Raw genomic sequence first — 15,822 nt, 5'->3', positions numbered from 1 at the left:
GCCATCCACTGAGAGGGGCACGAGTGACGGAACGTGGATTCGTCGCTGACGAGGAAAACGCAGCGCTGGCGATATCCGATGCATCGCCGGTGATGCCTAGCTGAGCGTCGTCGAATTGAAAACGACATCATTCAAGCCTGCGTATGCAGGCCAGCTGAACTTCTACTGTCTGCGGTCGACGCACAGGCCAAGGTGGCGGAAGATCAGCCGACCATTGGCCTGCTGTTGTGCAAGGAGAAAAACCGGCTTGTGGCGGAATACTCGGTTCGCGGCATCGCCAAACCGATGGGCGTGGCCGAGTACAAGTTCATGCGCGAGGTGCCGGAGTCGCTAGAGACTGGCCTGCGGAGCTTCGACCAGATTTAGGCCGAACTGCGTCCCGACCTACCAGACGGTGCGGTATAAGCATCAGATTTCTCGCGACCCGCCTGATGGCGAGTTATTGATATTTGTGATCGCTTCGGAACTTATCACCATTTTTCCCGCGGAAAAGTACACGCTTACCCCAGCAACGAGCTGCGATCGGCACCTTCGGCGACGGCGCGATTCATGCATACGATCGCAAACGGGGCGAGGAAGCAGGCACGCTCACGCGGAGTAACGACGCGCGGATCGACCATCGAATGACGCGCCCGGGAAGCATCACTCGCATACCAGTGCCAAGCGTCGAAGCCTCGAGTTGCAACTCTCGAAGCTCGTCATTGCGTGATCAAGTACACGCAGCATGTACTGGCGATGGCGCTCTTCGTCGCTCTTGTTGGGCCAGTGAGGAACCGGATATCGCGGCTGCTGTGCGGACAATTCCGGCGCCTGATCATCCTCGACGCGCTGCCTCCACTCCTGAAGTACCTGATCGAGTTGCGCGTCATCGTTCTGGTACCACGCCTGCACGACGGTATCGCCCAGTATGCTTCGCCGCAAGCGGTCGCGCTGCTGACACCAGACCGCAACGAGTTCTATGTCGAGCGCCGATGCATCCGTCGCGCCGGCGAGATGTTGAGCGGCGAGCAACTCGTCGTGCGCTCTCATGTACGCCTGGTAACGTTCGACGATCCGCTCCGCTTCGCCGTACGCCGGCGACGGCAGTTCGCTTTTCAGATAGGTCCGCAACTGATCGGCCCGATCGTCGTCCGTCTTCCGCAGCAGGAAGGAATTGATCAGGTCGAGCAGCGCGGCATTCACGATCAGCTCGTGGTTTTCCGCGACCGCGAGCCCCGCATCGTCATGCCCGACGCTCGGTGAGGAGCCGGGCGAGCCGGCCGGCCCAAATGCGGCGGCAGCCGGGCGCGCCTCGCTCGCCGGACTCACGACAGCAGGCTCCGGATCGGCCTGCAGAATCCGCAGCACGCCCACCCTCATGCAGACCACCGCGACCGCAATGATGCACAGGTGCCGCATGTAACGGCGTTGTTCGATGTGGCTATCAATCTGCATGGATATCCCGTTTCCCCCATTTGCACGGACCGCTCACGGGTTCCGTCGCATGGGGCGCGCAGCGGATTGGCGGTTTCAGAAAGCGCAGTTCGGCACGCTTCCCGTCGCCGTGAAGCTCGATGTGGTCACGCCGGTTCCGGACGGCGTGACGTTCGAGTTATACAAGCCGACATTCGCATACTGGTCGCCGCTTGCGCGGTCGCATCCAGGCTGACGTTGGCCAGCCAGGCGTTGACCGGGTAGCTCGAATTGCGCCCGTCGATCTTCGTGTAGGCGCCCGACAGCGATTGGGTCGCATACGCGCCGTTCACGACGATGTTCGACAGCGACGGGCTGCCGCCTGCCGTGCAGGTGTTGTAGTTGGTGTCCATGACGATCAGGTGCTTCACGTCGATCATGCAGGTATTGACGTAGCTCACCTGGCTCACCGTCAGCGCGCACGGGCCGGTCTTCACGTTGATGCCGTTGGCGTCGGTCGACGGCGTGCCGTTCAGATCGTTCCCGTACACGTAGTTGTTCTGGAACAGGATGTTCGACACGGTGTTCTTGTCGATACCGCCCACCGAAAGTCCGTGCGTGCCATGCAGCCGGGTATTGGCAACAGTGACGTTCGAGATGTTGCCGGAGTTGGTCTTGATCGCGATGCCGTCGTCGCCGGCCTCGATGTCGGAGTTGATCACCGATGCGTTGGTGAGGCTATCGATATCGATGCCGTCGGCGTTCTTGCGCGTCGCGGGCGTACGGATGGACACGCCCCAAGCGGTGAAACCGTTGCCGCCTTCCACGTACAGATTCGGATGCGCGGCCTGCGCCAGCGTGACGTTGTAGACGATGAAGTTCGAAATCTTGCTGGCCTGCACCAGCCTCGGCGTCCCGGAGATGATGTCGCCGCGCCCGTCGACGGTTCCCGGTCCCATCAGCGACGCATTGGCGCCCGAGAATTGCAGCAAGTTGGCATTGCTCGCGTAGTTGTTGCCGAGCAGCGTCGCGCCCGCGCTGATCGCGAGGCCCGCTCCATTGATCGTCAGGCTGCCCGTGTAGAACGCATCATTGGAACCCGATGGCGCAAGCACCACGCTTTGGCCGGTTCCCGCACACTGATTCAGTGCATCCTGAAGGCGGCTCGTGTCGTCGGTAGTCGGAGGCGACGAGCGTTGCGAGCTGGAGAAATTCGCATACAGCGTCTGGCAGACGCCAGGATAGGTCGGTTCGCCGACCGACCGGCTATCGCCGGTCGCCAGCGATTGCGCGCCGGCGGAACCCGCGCTCAGGAAGATAGCGGCGATGAATAGGCTGGCTTTGTGTTTTATTTTCATTGAAACGGTCATCCTTTTAACGAAAAAGTTCACGCTGACGATCAACCCCGCGCGAGCGTCGCGATCTGATCCGGCGGTAACGCGCCGCGATAGATGCGGAACTCGTCGATCGCTCCGTTGAAGTACGGGTCCGCAGCGAACTGCGAACGTCCGATCCAGTTCTGCGCGCTCGGGCCGAGACGCCACGGCGCGAACGCCACGCCCGTCGTCTGGCCGGTCTGGCTGCCGTTGACGTACAGCGTGAGCGTCGTGCCCGAGAGCGTCACGGCCACATGTGTCCATTGGCCGCTCGGCAGCGGCGCGTTGCCATTGACCTGACGCTCGTTGTGAGACCCGTTGAGCGTGATCGAAAAGCGCACCGTGCCACCACTGCTGTCGGGGGTGAGCATCATGTAACGGCCGGTGCCCGTGCCGAAATCGAACACGCGCTCCCATTGCTTCGTGCTGCTTGAATTGCGGAACACCCACGCCGCGATCGTGAAGTCCGAGACGTCTTCGACGATGTCGCTGGGCAGGCTGACGTAGCCGCTCGAGCCGTCGAGCAGCACCGCGTTGCCGGATTTGCCCGCGGTGCGCGACGCGCCGCCGACGAGCGTGCCCGCATGACCGTTGCCGGTCGCGTCGGCCGCAGTCGTGCCGCTCGACTCGTCGAAGCTCAGCCAGGTGTGCAACTGCACGGCCGTCACCGCGACGGCCTCGTTCGAGTTCGCGCTCTCGCCCGATGCCGTCGTCGCGCTGACGACGTAGTACCACACGCCGGCCTGCGCGCTGTCGGTATAGGTCAGCACGTCGGTGATGCCGCTCGCGACGGTCGTGTACGGGCCGCCCGATGTCGCGGCTCGCTTGACGTTGTAGCTCGTGCCGTTCACAACGCCCCACCACGACAGCACCACCTGTCCCGCCGCCGGCCAGGCGGTCACGCCGCTCGGCGCGGCGGCCGGCGTCACCGGATCGCGCGTGTAGGCGAGCGTGCCGTAGCCGAGCTGGTCGTAGCCGCCGCTCGTCGTCCCGTAGTTGCCGCCGCCTTCCGGCTGGATCGCGAGCGCGAACTTCTCGGACCACGGCGCGGCCAGCCCCTTGCGATTGACATAGTGGTTGTAGACGAGCGCCCAGATCGGACGGATATCGCCTCGCGAGGCAGTCGAAAACCCGGGCTGCACCACGTCGACATTCGCGTAGCTCTCGTACGGCACCGTGAGGTAAGTCCCGTTGGATTGCACGAGGTTGGCCTTCGCCACGTACTCCGCGCCGGCGAGGAAGCGGTTGTTGTCGTAGCCGTAGAGATCGATGCCCTGGTTCCAGGCCATCTCGCAGATGGCGCCGCAGAGCCCGATGCCGAGGTTGTTATGCCCCTGGTCGCGCCCGCTCTCCTGCCACTGCCCGAGGTAGCCCGGGTGCAGGTAGTAGACCGCCTGCGCGATCGCACCGTTGCCGAGCCCGCTCAGGTAGTAGTTGACCGCTTCGTCGAACATCGCGTGGTCGTCACAAAGCACGCCGATCGCCATGATCGACGCCATGCTGCACAGGTCCCAGTTGGCCCAGTAATGCGTGTAGTCGGTGTTGTTGTGGCGGTTCAGGAAGTCGATGTTGATGGGGTAGAAGATGTTGGCCATCATCGACTGGAACGCCGCGAGATTGGCGGAGGTCAGGCCTGAGTAGCCGCGCATGATCTCGCCGACGATCGCGAACTCGTAGCCATAGATGCCCGCGGCCAGGTCGACGTTGGTGTCGCCGGCGAGACTTTGCAGCGTCGAGGACCACGCGTTCATGATCTGCACCGCCTTGTCGGCGTATGCCGTGTCGCCGGTGACCTTCCAGTACAGCGCGCAAGCGTAGGCGGCGGCAACGTCGCCATAGAGCTGCGGATAGTTCTGCGGCCCGGTGCCCCCGCGATTGACCACCGCGGCCGGCCGCGGCGACCAGGACAGCCGCGTGTGGCCGTTGGCGGTCAGCATCTGAAAGCCGGCGTACCAGGGCTGCGCCTGCGCGGTGACCTTCTGCGCCATGCGGTCGAAGTCGGTCTGCGTGTGCAGGAGCCCCGGATGCACGAACGCGCCGCTCGTCGCAACGGCGGCCTCGCCGGTTGCCGCTCGTGCGAACACCAGGCTCGCCGCGTTGATGCTCGCCGCCCTCGCAACGGCCGAGCGGCTCACGGCCGCTTCGCCGACGCTGCCGCCCCCCGCCGCATGCGCTCAGCGGCAACGCGCCGAGGCTGTGCAAAAAGGTGCGGCGCGACACTGCCAAGGTAAAACTGTTTGTTCTGGTTCGATCCATATCGCGATTCCGTTCATATGGCCGAGACCCCGTCCCGTCATCATGTCGATCAGATCACCCCCGCGCTATTTGCACCATGTATGGACGACTCCCTGTTGTCAAGCAGTCTTGGTTTTCTGGCATCAGGTCGAGGTTGCAGCCATGTATCCGGGCTCAGTTGGCAGCACTCGCTGCGGGCCCACGATGAATATCCGCGAATGGGTACCCCATCAGAGCCTCGGGCTCGGTTGCCCTTGGTGCAAAGCGGGTTTGGCCCACCACGGCCCGACCGTTCTGCCATCGAATTGAAGTCTGCTCAAGCAACCTCTGGAAGTGAACGCTGTTTCACTGCTAATGGCGGGACCTGTCAATCCGTCACGCTGGATCGCGTAGGCACATGGTCCGCCTGAAAGGGCTGATTTCGTATCAGTATGGCCCACGCCGTGCATTCTTTGCCGCGAGCGCCAGCAGCGATATTTTTGTGCCGGCGACGAAACAGTTTCAACACCCAGGAATCGGCCATTTCGGGTTTGCTCGCTGCCATACGAATAACCGCGCCGGCGCCGTGAATCAGAAGTGTTCGTAATGCCGTATCGCCGCGCTTGCTGATGCCCAGCAGACGCGGCGTGCCGCCCGAAGAATGCTGACGCGGCACCAAACCCAGCCATGCAGCAAGTTCGCGGCCGCTGCGAAAAGATCCGGCGTTGCCGATCGAGGCTGCAAGGGCCGACGCGGTAAGTGGCCCGATCCCGGGTATTGTTTCGAGAAGCCGACCGGGCGCATCCGTGCGACGGATCGCGCGGATACGACCTTCGAGCTCAGCCACCTTGCTGCCAAGTTCGCGCAAGTGCTCGACGAGCATCTGGATTAACGCCCGGAACGGCTCAGAATGCCCATCGTCACGAGTGGAAAGAGCGGCCATGGCCCGTTGGCCAAGCAGTTGGATACCCTGTGGCAGCACGATGCCGAATTCGCCAAGAAGCCCGCGGATTTGGTTGGCAAGTGCTATGCGTGATTTGACCCGGCCGGCGCGTGCGCGATGCAGCGACAGCACTGTCTGTTGCGCCTGCGTCTTGAGCGGTACAAAGCGCATGTTCGGTCGCGTTATCGCCTCGCAGATTGCTTCGGCGTCGGCCGCGTCGGTCTTGTTGCTCTTTACGTAAGGCCGGACGAACTGCGGGGCGATCAGTCGAACGGTGTGTCCGAGCTTGGTGAGCTCACGGCCCCGGTAGTGCGACGAGGCGCACGCTTCCATGCCGATTACACACGGTTCGAGCGTAGCAAAATACCGAAGTACATTCGCGCGTCTGAGCTGTTTGCGCACAACGATTTCGCCTTGCGAATTCACTGCGTGAACCTGCATCACGCTCTTGGCCAGATCCAGTCCAACAGTCGCTATATTCATGATGAACGCTCCTTTGCCGTGGACGTCACGACTTTTCCACTTTGGCATAAACCCCTCGCTCGGTAGCGGGAGTCGTCCATCACATCAGAGCCCACCAAATCCGGTCCGGTTCAAAACCTCAAAAAATCGGCGGTATTAGAGAATCACGCGGACATCAAAAAAACATTTTATATCAATTTGATGGGCGATCGGTGGCATGATGGTCGCAATCCATAGAGTCTGCAGCTTGGATCTTGCTTGTGTGCGCACAGTGGGTTTTCGGGATTAGGTAAGGGGCAAAAGATCAGCGCTCTGAAAACTAGTTGGAAGGATCTTCCCTGGAGGATCAGGCACTTTGTCCAGGTTTGTCAAAGTAATCGCGCTGGCGTTGTCACGCCGCCGGCCGGAGTAAATGTAAATACTTCAGCGGTAGTTTGGCTGGAGCAGGGCGGTAGGGATGAATTCTGCTGCCGTCGAAGTACTTCCGATGGAATCGGATTCGAGAATCTACGCAGCAAACCGAATGTTAATTGTTTACAGCGGCATGCGCCTCTGTGTTTCGTGTCAAGCCTCAACGTGTTCGTGTGCCGAATCTATTCAATAATTCACCCCTGCAGAGGAGATGTCATGTCCGGTTTCGCCATTCGGTGTGCGTCCGATTGCCCTCCTGTCACCCTGCGGCACTGTCACGTTTGGCGAGGTAGTCACGTAAGATGTCACGATGAAGAAAAGAAAATCGCTTTATCATGGCCACCGGTTCCCGGCGGCAATCATTAGTCTCGCGGTTCGGTGGTATTTCCGGTTCCAACTTAGCCTGCGTGATATTTAAGAACTGCTGTTCGAGCGCGGTGTCGTTGTCAGTTACGAGACGATCCGCCGCTGGTGCGACAAATTCGGCGCGGGCTTCGCACATCGCGTCAAAGCTGCTCGCCGCAAGCCTGGGCGCACATGGCATCTTGACGAAGTCTTCGTGACGTTGCGCGGTGAGCCTTATCTGCTCTGGCGGGCAGTCGACCAGCACGGCGCCGAACTCGACATCCTGCTGCAGAAACATCGCGACAAGGCCGCAGCAAAGCGCTTCTTCAACCGCGTGCTGGCCGCCTGTGCCGACGCGCCACGAAGGATTGTCACCGATCAATTGCGCAGCTATCCGGCCGCGAAGGCCGAAATTCCCGAACTGGCAAACATCAAACACGTCTTCGTCAAAGCCAGTGCCCGGGTAAACAACCGTGCCGAAAACAGCCATCAGCCTACGCGTGAGCGCGAACGCCGGATGCGTGGTTTCCGCGATCCTGGTCGCACACAAGCATTCTTATCGAGCTTCGGACCGATTCGCCAGCACTTCGCGCTCAAGCGACATTTACTGCGTGCCCCACTCTATCGCAAACAGCTCGCCGCACGCTTTGCCGGGTGGCATCGCTTCACTGGGCTCACCCAAGATCCGCCCAATTTCTGAGCAAGTCTACCTCCTGTGCGCTCTTGCGTCTCATATACCTTAACGTGACAACGCCCGCCGGCACGTTGACCGCGCCGAAAACGCTCTTTGACCGCGGCAACGTCGCTGTCAGTCAACGCGAAGTAGCGCTCCACGTCGAATTCCGACAGTCGGGCGGGCAAGCGATCTTGTCCCACATAGCAAACTCCAAGATCTGGCATCTGCGCCTCCCGACTACGGCGCGCGATCCGTAATCGTGCGCAGATATGCTATCGCAGATACTGTTGGGACCTCCTGACAAGAGCCAGAGCCGACGGCAGCCATATAAATAAAGGCTCTGTGGAGAAACCGCCATACAAGCACGAAAAGGACGGATACCCCGAGTTCGTCAAGCGCTCGAACCGTTTCGCCTCGCCTGCGGAACGGTCGTGGCTTTCATGCTCTTGGGCAGAGACAAAACAGATGAAGGTCTCAATCAGCATGAGGTGTTCGCTGTCTGCGTCATCAGGGAGCCATGCATTTTTCTCTATCCCTGTGAGGTTGTCGTAAGCGTGTGGGCATCAACTCACGCCTCAGTTGCATTTGCGCGCTGAGGCCCCGTGTGCTCTTCAAAACTAGATAGGGCCGAACGAATCGAGTCATACCACTTTGGAATTTGCGAGATTTGCGTGCCGAAGTGCAGGCAGTTCTCGCGCGCTCTTCTCGCCATCCCCTCGTAATCACTATAGTTGGTCGCAAGCCGACGCATCACCTCTGCGGCTTTGGCCTCGATGTCCGGTTCCTCTAGGACAATTCCATTCAGCCCATTTACGACTTGCCTTTTCAGACCAAAAGCGGACGACACTACGACGGGTCTACCCCGGAACAGAGCCTCCGTCGTCGTCAGCCCGAAACCCTCTTCGCGAGACAATTGAAATATGCCATGAGCATTCTGTTGAAGTCGGCCGACAATCTCTGCATTTGCGTCGTTGTCCTTCATCGAGATGCAGGCCAGATACAAATGTTGCTGTACTTCCGTTGGCAACTGGTCACGTAGTGCCAGGCACTTCTCGAAATACGTCCGTCCTTCCGGATCGTCAGCGACATTCAGAGGGTCGGGTGCTGCTATCACGAGGCGTATCGTATTTTTCTCGTCGGATGCCGCACGCACAAAACGGATAAAAGCGGTGATGATCCGGTCGATGCCTTTGAGGCTATCCCATCTGGAAACGTGCAGAAAATACCGCCAACCGAGGATTTCCTGAAGCGATGGCGTAGGTCCCGATTTGCGGCCATTAAACGAAACTGAATTTTCCAGCTTCTGGTCTGCCGGCCCTTCATAGTTGCGATTCTTGGCGGAGAACGGACTGATCGATGGCTGGATGATATCAATCGGTTGAGGTGTATCGAAGACGTATTCGCTGTCGCTCAGGACAATACGCTGGAATGGGCCGAGGTATTCGCCGAGAAGTGCCCATATCCTGTCGACCGTCGGGGTGCGTTCTGGATAGCCGATGTGGCATCGCCAGATGGCTGGGTGCGGATGAGAATCCAGGAATTGCGAAGCAGCACAAAGTGGCTGTGGGTCATGGATGACCAGTAGGTCATTAGGTCCGATGATTGCTTCCAGTTCCGCTGCACCCTGTCTCGAAACATCGAGATAGTGCGGCAACAGGTCATCGAGACTGGCTACTGCGGTATTATGAAGAGAATTGTGAACGCCTTTGGTGAACTCGAAAAACTGCTCCTTGTTCGGTTTAAAGATGAGCCAGCGAACATCGAAACCAAGTTCCCGGAGGAGGCATATATGGTGTGGAAGCATTTCGGCGACGCCACCGCCAAACGCAGTGGAATTGACTTGCCAGATGCAACGATCACCGACCCTGTCGCGCATTGTGCCCGACGAACGCAACAGTTCATTGACAAGTCCCTCGTAGTCTGCCTGCTGTGCAACTAGTGCTCAAGGACAGAGCCGCGTATCAACACCTCATCAAACAGTGGTGTGCGGTATTCCGTTGATATTTTCATCTTGTCGTCCTTTCGGCCCGGAAAGCGGAGGCCGGCGTCAGATTAGAAAGGTCATCTCGCGAAAATCCTCAATCCAGCCCCTGATGTCGGGGTGGCCGCTGGCATTAGGTCCGACGCCTACGCAGTCGCAACCAGCAGTGGTTGCCGCTTCAATTCCGGCTCTGGAGTCCTCAAAAACCAAGCACCGTTCCGGGGCAATCTGCAACGTCCGCAACAGCACTTGATAGGGTTCCGGATTCGGCTTTCCCTGCCTCACGTCCTCAGCGGCAATCATGATTCTTGGGCAGGAGATTCCGGCCACCTTGAGGCGGGCAAGAGCCGAGACCCGTGACGAAGAGGTGACGACAGATCGCCTCCCAGCGGTGAGCGAGCTATAGAACTCGGCGGCGCCTGCGATTGGTCGGAGCAGATCCATCACCTGGACCTCATAGTCTGCGATGCGGGCCGCTTCTCGTTCCGGCGAGAGGCCGGGAGAGATTGACGCAACTAGTTCTATATCCCGGCGCGCGGCAGACATCCGCAACACACACTCCGGAGAGAGCCGTTCCTCCCCTGCCCATCGACGGAGAGCGTTTTCAACTACAGCCGCTGAATCCACAAGGACACCGTCCAGGTCGAAGGCAACGTGATCGTAATCGTTGAGATCGATTTCGTTCATGGCAATATGAGTAGGAATCGAAACAATAGAAAAAGTTGGTGATTGCAATTTTTGTCGCGTCTTTCCTGGACTTCGCCCTCTAGTATCACGCCCAATAGTGCTTGTTCGACAGACATGCCTTTTCTGTCGTGCGGAATGCCTCCATGCAGTATTCGACCATCGAAGCATCGGTGAACGGTGTCGTCATATCTTCGGACCTGCAATAGTCTGCGAGTGCTAGATCCAGTGCTGGTTCCAACGCCTCGAAAAAAACCTCATTCATAGAAGCATTGCTCATGTATGTTGCCGGGTATCCGACATAGATGCCATGCTGCAGACACTTTTGTGCGAACGCTTTTCCATGTTTTTCAGACGGCAGAACGATATCGAACATGCTGTCGCTTCCCAGAACGCGAGCAGGTATTTTGCTACGCTCGAATGCGGTCAGGAATAACCTCTTGAGTGCGGAACCACTTTCGGCGAGACGGGCCACAATGCCCGCTTCTTCAAATATTTCCTGTGTCAGGTTGCCGGCCACGAAGGCCCGGTTCTCGCGCAGATAGGTATGGCCAAGATATGCGGTGTCGGCCCCCGTCATGGCCTCGTCGGTGCCGACAACTGCGGAAAGGCCGATGCCTTGCGCGATTCCCTTGGTCAAGGTAATGAGGTCGGCTTTTACACCGTGTTTTTGGCAGTAGCCACCCGAAGCATAACGGAGCCCGCAAAGGACTTCATCGACGATCAGCAGTGCTCCATGCAGCTTTGCCAGTCTGGAGATTTCATGAAGCAATTCCTCGCTTGACAGACCCTGTGCAATTGCTTTCCAGAACCTTTGCAGGTTCTGCTTCTGATTGACGCCAGGGCACCCGATAGAGCCTACCAACGGCCGGATTCCCCGGCGGCACCGCACGTGTTTCTTCCCCATTCCACCCCCTTCGATTTCGGGGGTGTTGCGACGACCGGTTGAATCCGCCCAATACGTTTCGATCCGGTACACGGAGCGGCTGGCCGAAGCCGGCGTCGAGTCGTCGGTCGGCACGGTGGATGATTCGTACGACAACGCGCTGGCTGAGACGATCAACGGGCTGTATAAATCCGAACTGATTCATCGGCGCGGCCCGTGGCGTAGCCAGCAAGCCCTCGAGCTGGCCACGCTCGAATGGGTCGACTGGTTCAACAATCGTAGGCTGTTCGGCCCGATCGGCGATATCCCGCCGGCGGAAGCCGGGCAAGCTTACTATCGGCAGTTTGAGAACGTCGCCAAGGCGGCTTGACTCAAACAAAACGGTCTCCCGGAAACCGGGGGCGATTCAGCATGCTGCGTTCTTCGGGGGCCCTGCTGCCGCAAGACGGTGGGGCTACCCACTACAAGCAGGCTGTCGCATTGAAATGGAAGTATTCCGATCCAACTCGACGCATCCGGTGCAATTCATCCGGTTCAATGGACTAGCTAACGCGGCCTTTCAGGGATCTTCGGTTCACCCGTAGCCTTATCCGTTGAAGTTCGGGATCCCGCCCATCTGGACCGAGTAATTCAGCGATACGTTCACAAGGTTGAAGTCCGCCTGATCCGTCCATTGCAGCGGGCCGACCGAATTGAACACGAGAAGATCGATCGAAGGCGAGTCATCCGTATTCGCTGCGGCGATGAGGTCCGGTATCTTCGATCCCACGCCCGACAGGATGCCCATCACGATTGCGGCTGCGGCGAAGGCCGCCCCGTCAGTCGCCACTCCGATGGCAAGGGTGCACAGCGCCGCGGCTACGCCCTCCAGAATCTTCGTGATCTCTACGCCCTCGCTCTCCTCCGTCCAGTGCGCCGGTGGAATGCTGCTCTTGTCCACGTAGTAGATGCTTTGCTTGCCCGAGCTGGTGTTATTGTGCAGGGCGAGACCGTAGGACGACACGGTATGGGTAAAGGCGTGGATGCCGGGTGACACTTGCACGCGTGTCGTCGCATCGACCGTCAGGAGTTGGTCGGAGGTGGTCAGCTCGAAATTCTGCAGCACAGTCTCGTGACTGTTGCCGTCGCTGTCTTTCAGCGAGTCGATCGTGACTTCGCCGTTGGCGAGGTCGAGACCCGTCTTGTCGCTGTTGAGCGCGAAGTTGCCGGGCTGAGTGCCCTTGTAGACGATCGCCATAGACGGCCACAATATCTCGGTCACGAAACGCTCGGGCGCGATCAGGAAGCCGGCCCGCGCCCCTTGTGGAATCGCATTGGGAGATATCTCCTGGTCGAGCCCGTCAGCCGAACGGTTCTCCGTCATGCAGAGAATGCCGAGCACACTTGAGTCGAGCGTCGGACCGTCCACATACGCGTAGCTGGAATAGGTCGGCAACAGCCACGCGAACAGCCCCTGGTCCGCGGTACGGTTGAGATTCACCGTGGCGAAGACGTGCTCGAAATCGATCAGGTTGGCGTTGAACCAGTTTTGCATGGCAGCCTTGACGTCGTCCACTACGCTCTCGAACGGAGTGGCCGAGGGATCGGTGCTCGTGCCGAAGCCATAGGCGTCAAGAACCGTGACCACCTGCTCTTGCGGGCTCGCGCCGGTGTGGCGGACCTTGAGGTCGTGGAACGTTCCAGAGCCCGTGGCGGGCGTTTCGGTATGGGGCACGTATTGCAGCTGGATCTCGATCTCGAACGATCCGGCGCCGAACGTGAACGCTACAGGTCCCGCGCCAGGAATGGTGCCGCTCGCCTTCAGCGCGGTCACGGGCGTCTGCATGTGAATGAGTTTGCCGCTGCCGCCAAGCGTGATCTGCCAATCGGAGAACGTGCCGGATACGTCCACCGCGATAGCGGTGTGAGGATCCTGCGTGGACGCGGCGAAAGTGTTCGGAGAGGTTCCCTTGCGCTTGATGGTCGCGTTGACGTCGTCGACGCGAATGGCAAATACCGTGTCCCAGCCATAGGTATCGGCCTTCAGGCCTTCGTCGTTTTGCGCGATCATACGCCCTCCGTCAGTTCGACCGGGATCAGGAGTGCACTGGTGAACTGGCCCCTGGCCGCGCCCGCACCCGGCCAGCTCGCTCTCGACAAAGCCAGATCCGCCAACCTGAGCACGACACCCTTGCCCAGCAACATCGCGCTTGCGCCGCCGCCAAGGGCAGAAGGGTTCACTTCCGGCAGAAGCTGCCCTGCGTTGTCGGCGCCGGCGGCAACGCGGCAAAGCAGTGCCAGCACGCCGTCGCCGTCGGCCGCGTCGGCATAGGCGTAGCTTGCGCTCACGGGCACGAGCGCCGCGACCGGGCCGCGATCGCTCACGATGGTCAGCTTGATGGCGACCAATGTGTAGGGAAAAGACGCTTGCGCATCGAGCCAAGATTGCAACACGGTCACGGCCATGACCTCGAAGCCCCGAATTGCGGATCGTCGAAGCTCGATGACTGCACGGTGAGCGTCGCTTTTCCTGCCTTGATGGTTCGTGCACGCGCATCGGAGTCAGCCGGGTCCGGCGGCGGCGCAAGCGCGGGTGTCGCCTTCACGAGGAACGAACCGTCGGTCAACGTGAACGACTGCTCTTTCTGACTGCGCGTAAGCGTACTGCAGGGGATGAGGAATTTCACCAGCGCTCCCGATCCTCCGATCGCAATCTGGCAGATGCTCAGGCTGCCCTTTACGGTTACCGCCCCGTTGCGGTTGGGGGATCGTCTCGCCCAGGCTTTCCTCTCGCCCGGCGAGCGCCTTGTTGAGCACGCTCGCACGGGTGGCGAGGACCATGTCCCGGCCACCCGTATCCGAGTTGGCCATGGCTCAGCTTGACTTGACGAGACCCAGTTGCATCGGGCCGCGCAATTGCGCGGATTTCAGCGTATAGCTGGTGCCTCCCGCCCAGTTGACGTTCCCTGTCGAGCGGTCGGTAAAGCCGTCAAGCGTCGGGAGCTTCTCGGTGTTCTCTTCGGCGTAGGCCTGGAGCGCAGTGACAATCCCCGCGATGCCCGCACCTATCACCGCGCCAATCACGATGCCGAGTAGTTTCCATGCGGACGCCTGGAAGAACCCCGCGAAGCTTTGCGGGGCTTCTGGCTGCTGCAATGCCCTCACAGCCGCGCGCACCGCCCCCAGCTCATTGGCGAGTTGCTCCTGCGGTGTCATCGCATTCAGGACGAGTTCCATTTCGATATTGACCACGCCGTCCGCCGAGGCTTCCGCCCCGGCCGTCGCGGCGCGCGCCACGGCGAGGCGGGCGACGCCCGCCTCCGCTCCCGCGCCGAGCGCGGCCCCCGCCACCGCCACCGCCACGGAAATACCGATGCTTTCCCAGATCTCCTTCCATTTCTGCGACTCAGTTTCCGAAGCGCTCACCGAAACGGTCGGGGCGGCGGTTTGCTTGAGCCGGAGATGACCGTTCTCGTCTGTCGACAGGTCGTTTATCGAGCGGTAGTTGACGGTGACGTTGTATTTTCCCTTCCACGTAAACCTTAACCCGGTGAAATCGATCTCGACGAACCCCGGGTCAATCGACACGTTGAAGGCCGCCGCGTCAATCTGGGCGTCGTTGATGACCGTTCCGTCCTGCAGCGTGAAATTCGTGAATTTCAGCGTGTTCACGTTGACGATCGTCATGCCATCGGCACTGCGACCAAAGTCGTCGGCGGTGGCATTGGCGAAGAGCGTCTCGATCCTGGGCGCGAACATCTTGTCGACCGCCCGTGACGCGGCGATCAGGAAACCCGCGTCGGCCCCGTCGGGAACGATGCCTGGATCCATCACAGGCGAGAGGTTCCTCCCGGGCCGGTTCTCCGTCATGGCGAGAATCCCGAATAGATAGTCATCGGCCGACGCTATGTTCTCGGTATAGATCGCATAGCCAACATGCGTTGGCTTGACCCAGGCAAACGCGTCGCTCTTGTCGACGAACTCGTTAAGATCGACCACGGCGAAGACATGGTTGAACTCGCTGACATTTGTATTCAGCCAGTCCTGCAAGGCGCCCTTGATCGTATCCCGCGCGGACGGCGGCCCCGACGAAAGCGTCACCTGCAACACGCTGACGGCCTGCTGATTGTCGAGGCGCAGTTCCCGCGACGAGGTAGAGCCCGGCTGGGGTATGAAGCCGAGGCTCACCTGGATCTGCGCCGTGCCTTCGAACGACTCCTCGGCCTGCCCGCCGCCCGAGACGCGCCCATTGCTCAGCGGCAGGGCCATGATAAGCAGGGACCCCGAGCCTCCGGTCATCTTCCACGTCCCGAAGCTGGCGCTCACGTTGTACGTGTTGCCGACGACCTGGTGCGAGCCCGAGAAGTTTGGTGGGGAGCTTCCCCCGCTCGCAATGGCGGCATTGGCATCCTTGTACTTGATGCCGAAGGCGGTGTCCCAGTTTTCCGTTGACAAGGTGCTCATGATTGGCGC

The 15,822-nt window shown here is 60.0% G+C and carries 11 protein-coding genes and 3 pseudogenes; 3 read left to right on the top strand and 11 right to left on the bottom strand.

Annotated elements, in window-relative coordinates; genetic code table 11:
- Nucleotides 1-192: 192 nt before the first annotated feature.
- On the top strand, nt 193-366 hold the full coding sequence (locus G5S42_RS40660) for a PDDEXK nuclease domain-containing protein (RefSeq protein WP_311733567.1): 174 nt from the start codon (nt 193-195) through the stop codon (nt 364-366).
- Nucleotides 367-642: 276 nt separating this feature from the next.
- On the opposite strand, the gene G5S42_RS40655 is transcribed toward G5S42_RS40660, so the two are convergent.
- The 4 genes and pseudogenes from G5S42_RS40655 to G5S42_RS40640 form a co-directional block, all read right to left on the bottom strand.
- Nucleotides 643-1,434 carry a hypothetical protein gene (locus tag G5S42_RS40655; protein ID WP_246392533.1) on the bottom strand — a complete coding sequence of 264 codons (792 nt, stop codon included), beginning with the start codon at nt 1,432-1,434 and terminating at the stop codon, nt 643-645.
- A gap of 125 nt (nt 1,435-1,559) precedes the next feature.
- Nucleotides 1,560-2,750, bottom strand: coding sequence for a glycosyl hydrolase family 28 protein (locus G5S42_RS40650; RefSeq protein WP_246392532.1), 1,191 nt, complete (start codon nt 2,748-2,750; stop codon nt 1,560-1,562).
- Between the two features lie 41 nt (nt 2,751-2,791).
- Nucleotides 2,792-5,024, bottom strand: a pseudogene (locus G5S42_RS40645) (LamG-like jellyroll fold domain-containing protein).
- Between the two features lie 346 nt (nt 5,025-5,370).
- A complete protein-coding gene (locus tag G5S42_RS40640; protein ID WP_176112293.1) occupies nt 5,371-6,408 on the bottom strand; it encodes an IS110 family RNA-guided transposase in 1,038 nt (345 codons plus the stop codon).
- A gap of 700 nt (nt 6,409-7,108) precedes the next feature.
- On the opposite strand from G5S42_RS40640, the pseudogene G5S42_RS40635 reads away from it, so the two are divergent.
- A pseudogene (locus G5S42_RS40635) lies at nt 7,109-7,843 on the top strand (IS6 family transposase).
- Between the two features lie 544 nt (nt 7,844-8,387).
- Here the strand turns inward: G5S42_RS40635 and G5S42_RS40630 are convergent.
- The 3 genes from G5S42_RS40630 to G5S42_RS40620 form a co-directional block, all read right to left on the bottom strand.
- Complete coding sequence (locus G5S42_RS40630; protein WP_217710336.1) at nt 8,388-9,695, bottom strand: glycosyltransferase; 1,308 nt, start codon at nt 9,693-9,695, stop codon at nt 8,388-8,390.
- Between the two features lie 171 nt (nt 9,696-9,866).
- Nucleotides 9,867-10,535: an HAD-IA family hydrolase gene (locus G5S42_RS40625; RefSeq protein WP_246392531.1), complete on the bottom strand. Its 669-nt coding sequence runs from the start codon at nt 10,533-10,535 to the stop codon at nt 9,867-9,869.
- Nucleotides 10,536-10,572: 37 nt separating this feature from the next.
- Nucleotides 10,573-11,505: an aminotransferase class III-fold pyridoxal phosphate-dependent enzyme gene (locus G5S42_RS40620; protein ID WP_312883720.1), complete on the bottom strand. Its 933-nt coding sequence runs from the start codon at nt 11,503-11,505 to the stop codon at nt 10,573-10,575.
- On the opposite strand from G5S42_RS40620, the pseudogene G5S42_RS40615 reads away from it, so the two are divergent.
- Nucleotides 11,438-11,740, top strand: a pseudogene (locus G5S42_RS40615) (integrase core domain-containing protein); the annotation flags it as partial. The gene G5S42_RS40620 and the pseudogene G5S42_RS40615 sit on opposite strands and share 68 nt — an antisense overlap.
- Nucleotides 11,741-11,956: 216 nt before the next feature.
- On the opposite strand, the gene G5S42_RS40610 reads toward G5S42_RS40615, so the two are convergent.
- From G5S42_RS40610 to G5S42_RS40595, 4 genes are all read right to left on the bottom strand, one after another.
- Complete coding sequence (locus G5S42_RS40610) at nt 11,957-13,420, bottom strand: TULIP family P47-like protein (protein ID WP_176112292.1); 1,464 nt, start codon at nt 13,418-13,420, stop codon at nt 11,957-11,959.
- Entirely contained in the window at nt 13,417-13,815 is a 399-nt protein-coding gene (locus tag G5S42_RS40605) for a TULIP family P47-like protein (protein ID WP_176112291.1), read from the bottom strand. Before G5S42_RS40605 ends, G5S42_RS40610 begins: the two co-directional genes overlap by 4 nt.
- Nucleotides 13,806-14,036, bottom strand: a complete 231-nt coding sequence (locus tag G5S42_RS40600; RefSeq protein WP_176112290.1) for a hypothetical protein — start codon at nt 14,034-14,036, stop codon at nt 13,806-13,808. The genes G5S42_RS40605 and G5S42_RS40600 overlap by 10 nt, the downstream gene beginning before the upstream one ends.
- Before the next feature lie 187 nt (nt 14,037-14,223).
- Nucleotides 14,224-15,813 (bottom strand): TULIP family P47-like protein, encoded by a 1,590-nt coding sequence (locus tag G5S42_RS40595; protein ID WP_176112289.1) that lies wholly within the window; start codon nt 15,811-15,813, stop codon nt 14,224-14,226.
- Between the last annotated feature and the right edge of the window lie 9 nt (nt 15,814-15,822).

Source organism: Paraburkholderia youngii (genome assembly GCF_013366925.1).
Classification (GTDB): domain Bacteria; phylum Pseudomonadota; class Gammaproteobacteria; order Burkholderiales; family Burkholderiaceae; genus Paraburkholderia; species Paraburkholderia youngii.
Note: the sequence above shows the minus strand (reverse complement) of the source record. Positions and strands in the feature narration are given on the sequence as shown.

Excerpts from the sequence above, each read along its gene's own strand:
- G5S42_RS40605 (WP_176112291.1), bottom strand. The coding sequence starts at position 13,815 with ATGGCCGTGACCGTGTTGCAATCTTGGCTCGATGCGCAAGCGTCTTTT.
- G5S42_RS40610 (WP_176112292.1), bottom strand. The coding sequence starts at position 13,420 with ATGATCGCGCAAAACGACGAAGGCCTGAAGGCCGATACCTATGGCTGG.
- G5S42_RS40655 (WP_246392533.1), bottom strand. The coding sequence starts at position 1,434 with ATGCAGATTGATAGCCACATCGAACAACGCCGTTACATGCGGCACCTG.
- G5S42_RS40630 (WP_217710336.1), bottom strand. The coding sequence starts at position 9,695 with ATGCGCGACAGGGTCGGTGATCGTTGCATCTGGCAAGTCAATTCCACT.
- G5S42_RS40640 (WP_176112293.1), bottom strand. The coding sequence starts at position 6,408 with ATGAATATAGCGACTGTTGGACTGGATCTGGCCAAGAGCGTGATGCAG.
- G5S42_RS40650 (WP_246392532.1), bottom strand. The coding sequence starts at position 2,750 with ATGAAAATAAAACACAAAGCCAGCCTATTCATCGCCGCTATCTTCCTG.
- G5S42_RS40595 (WP_176112289.1), bottom strand. The coding sequence starts at position 15,813 with ATGAGCACCTTGTCAACGGAAAACTGGGACACCGCCTTCGGCATCAAG.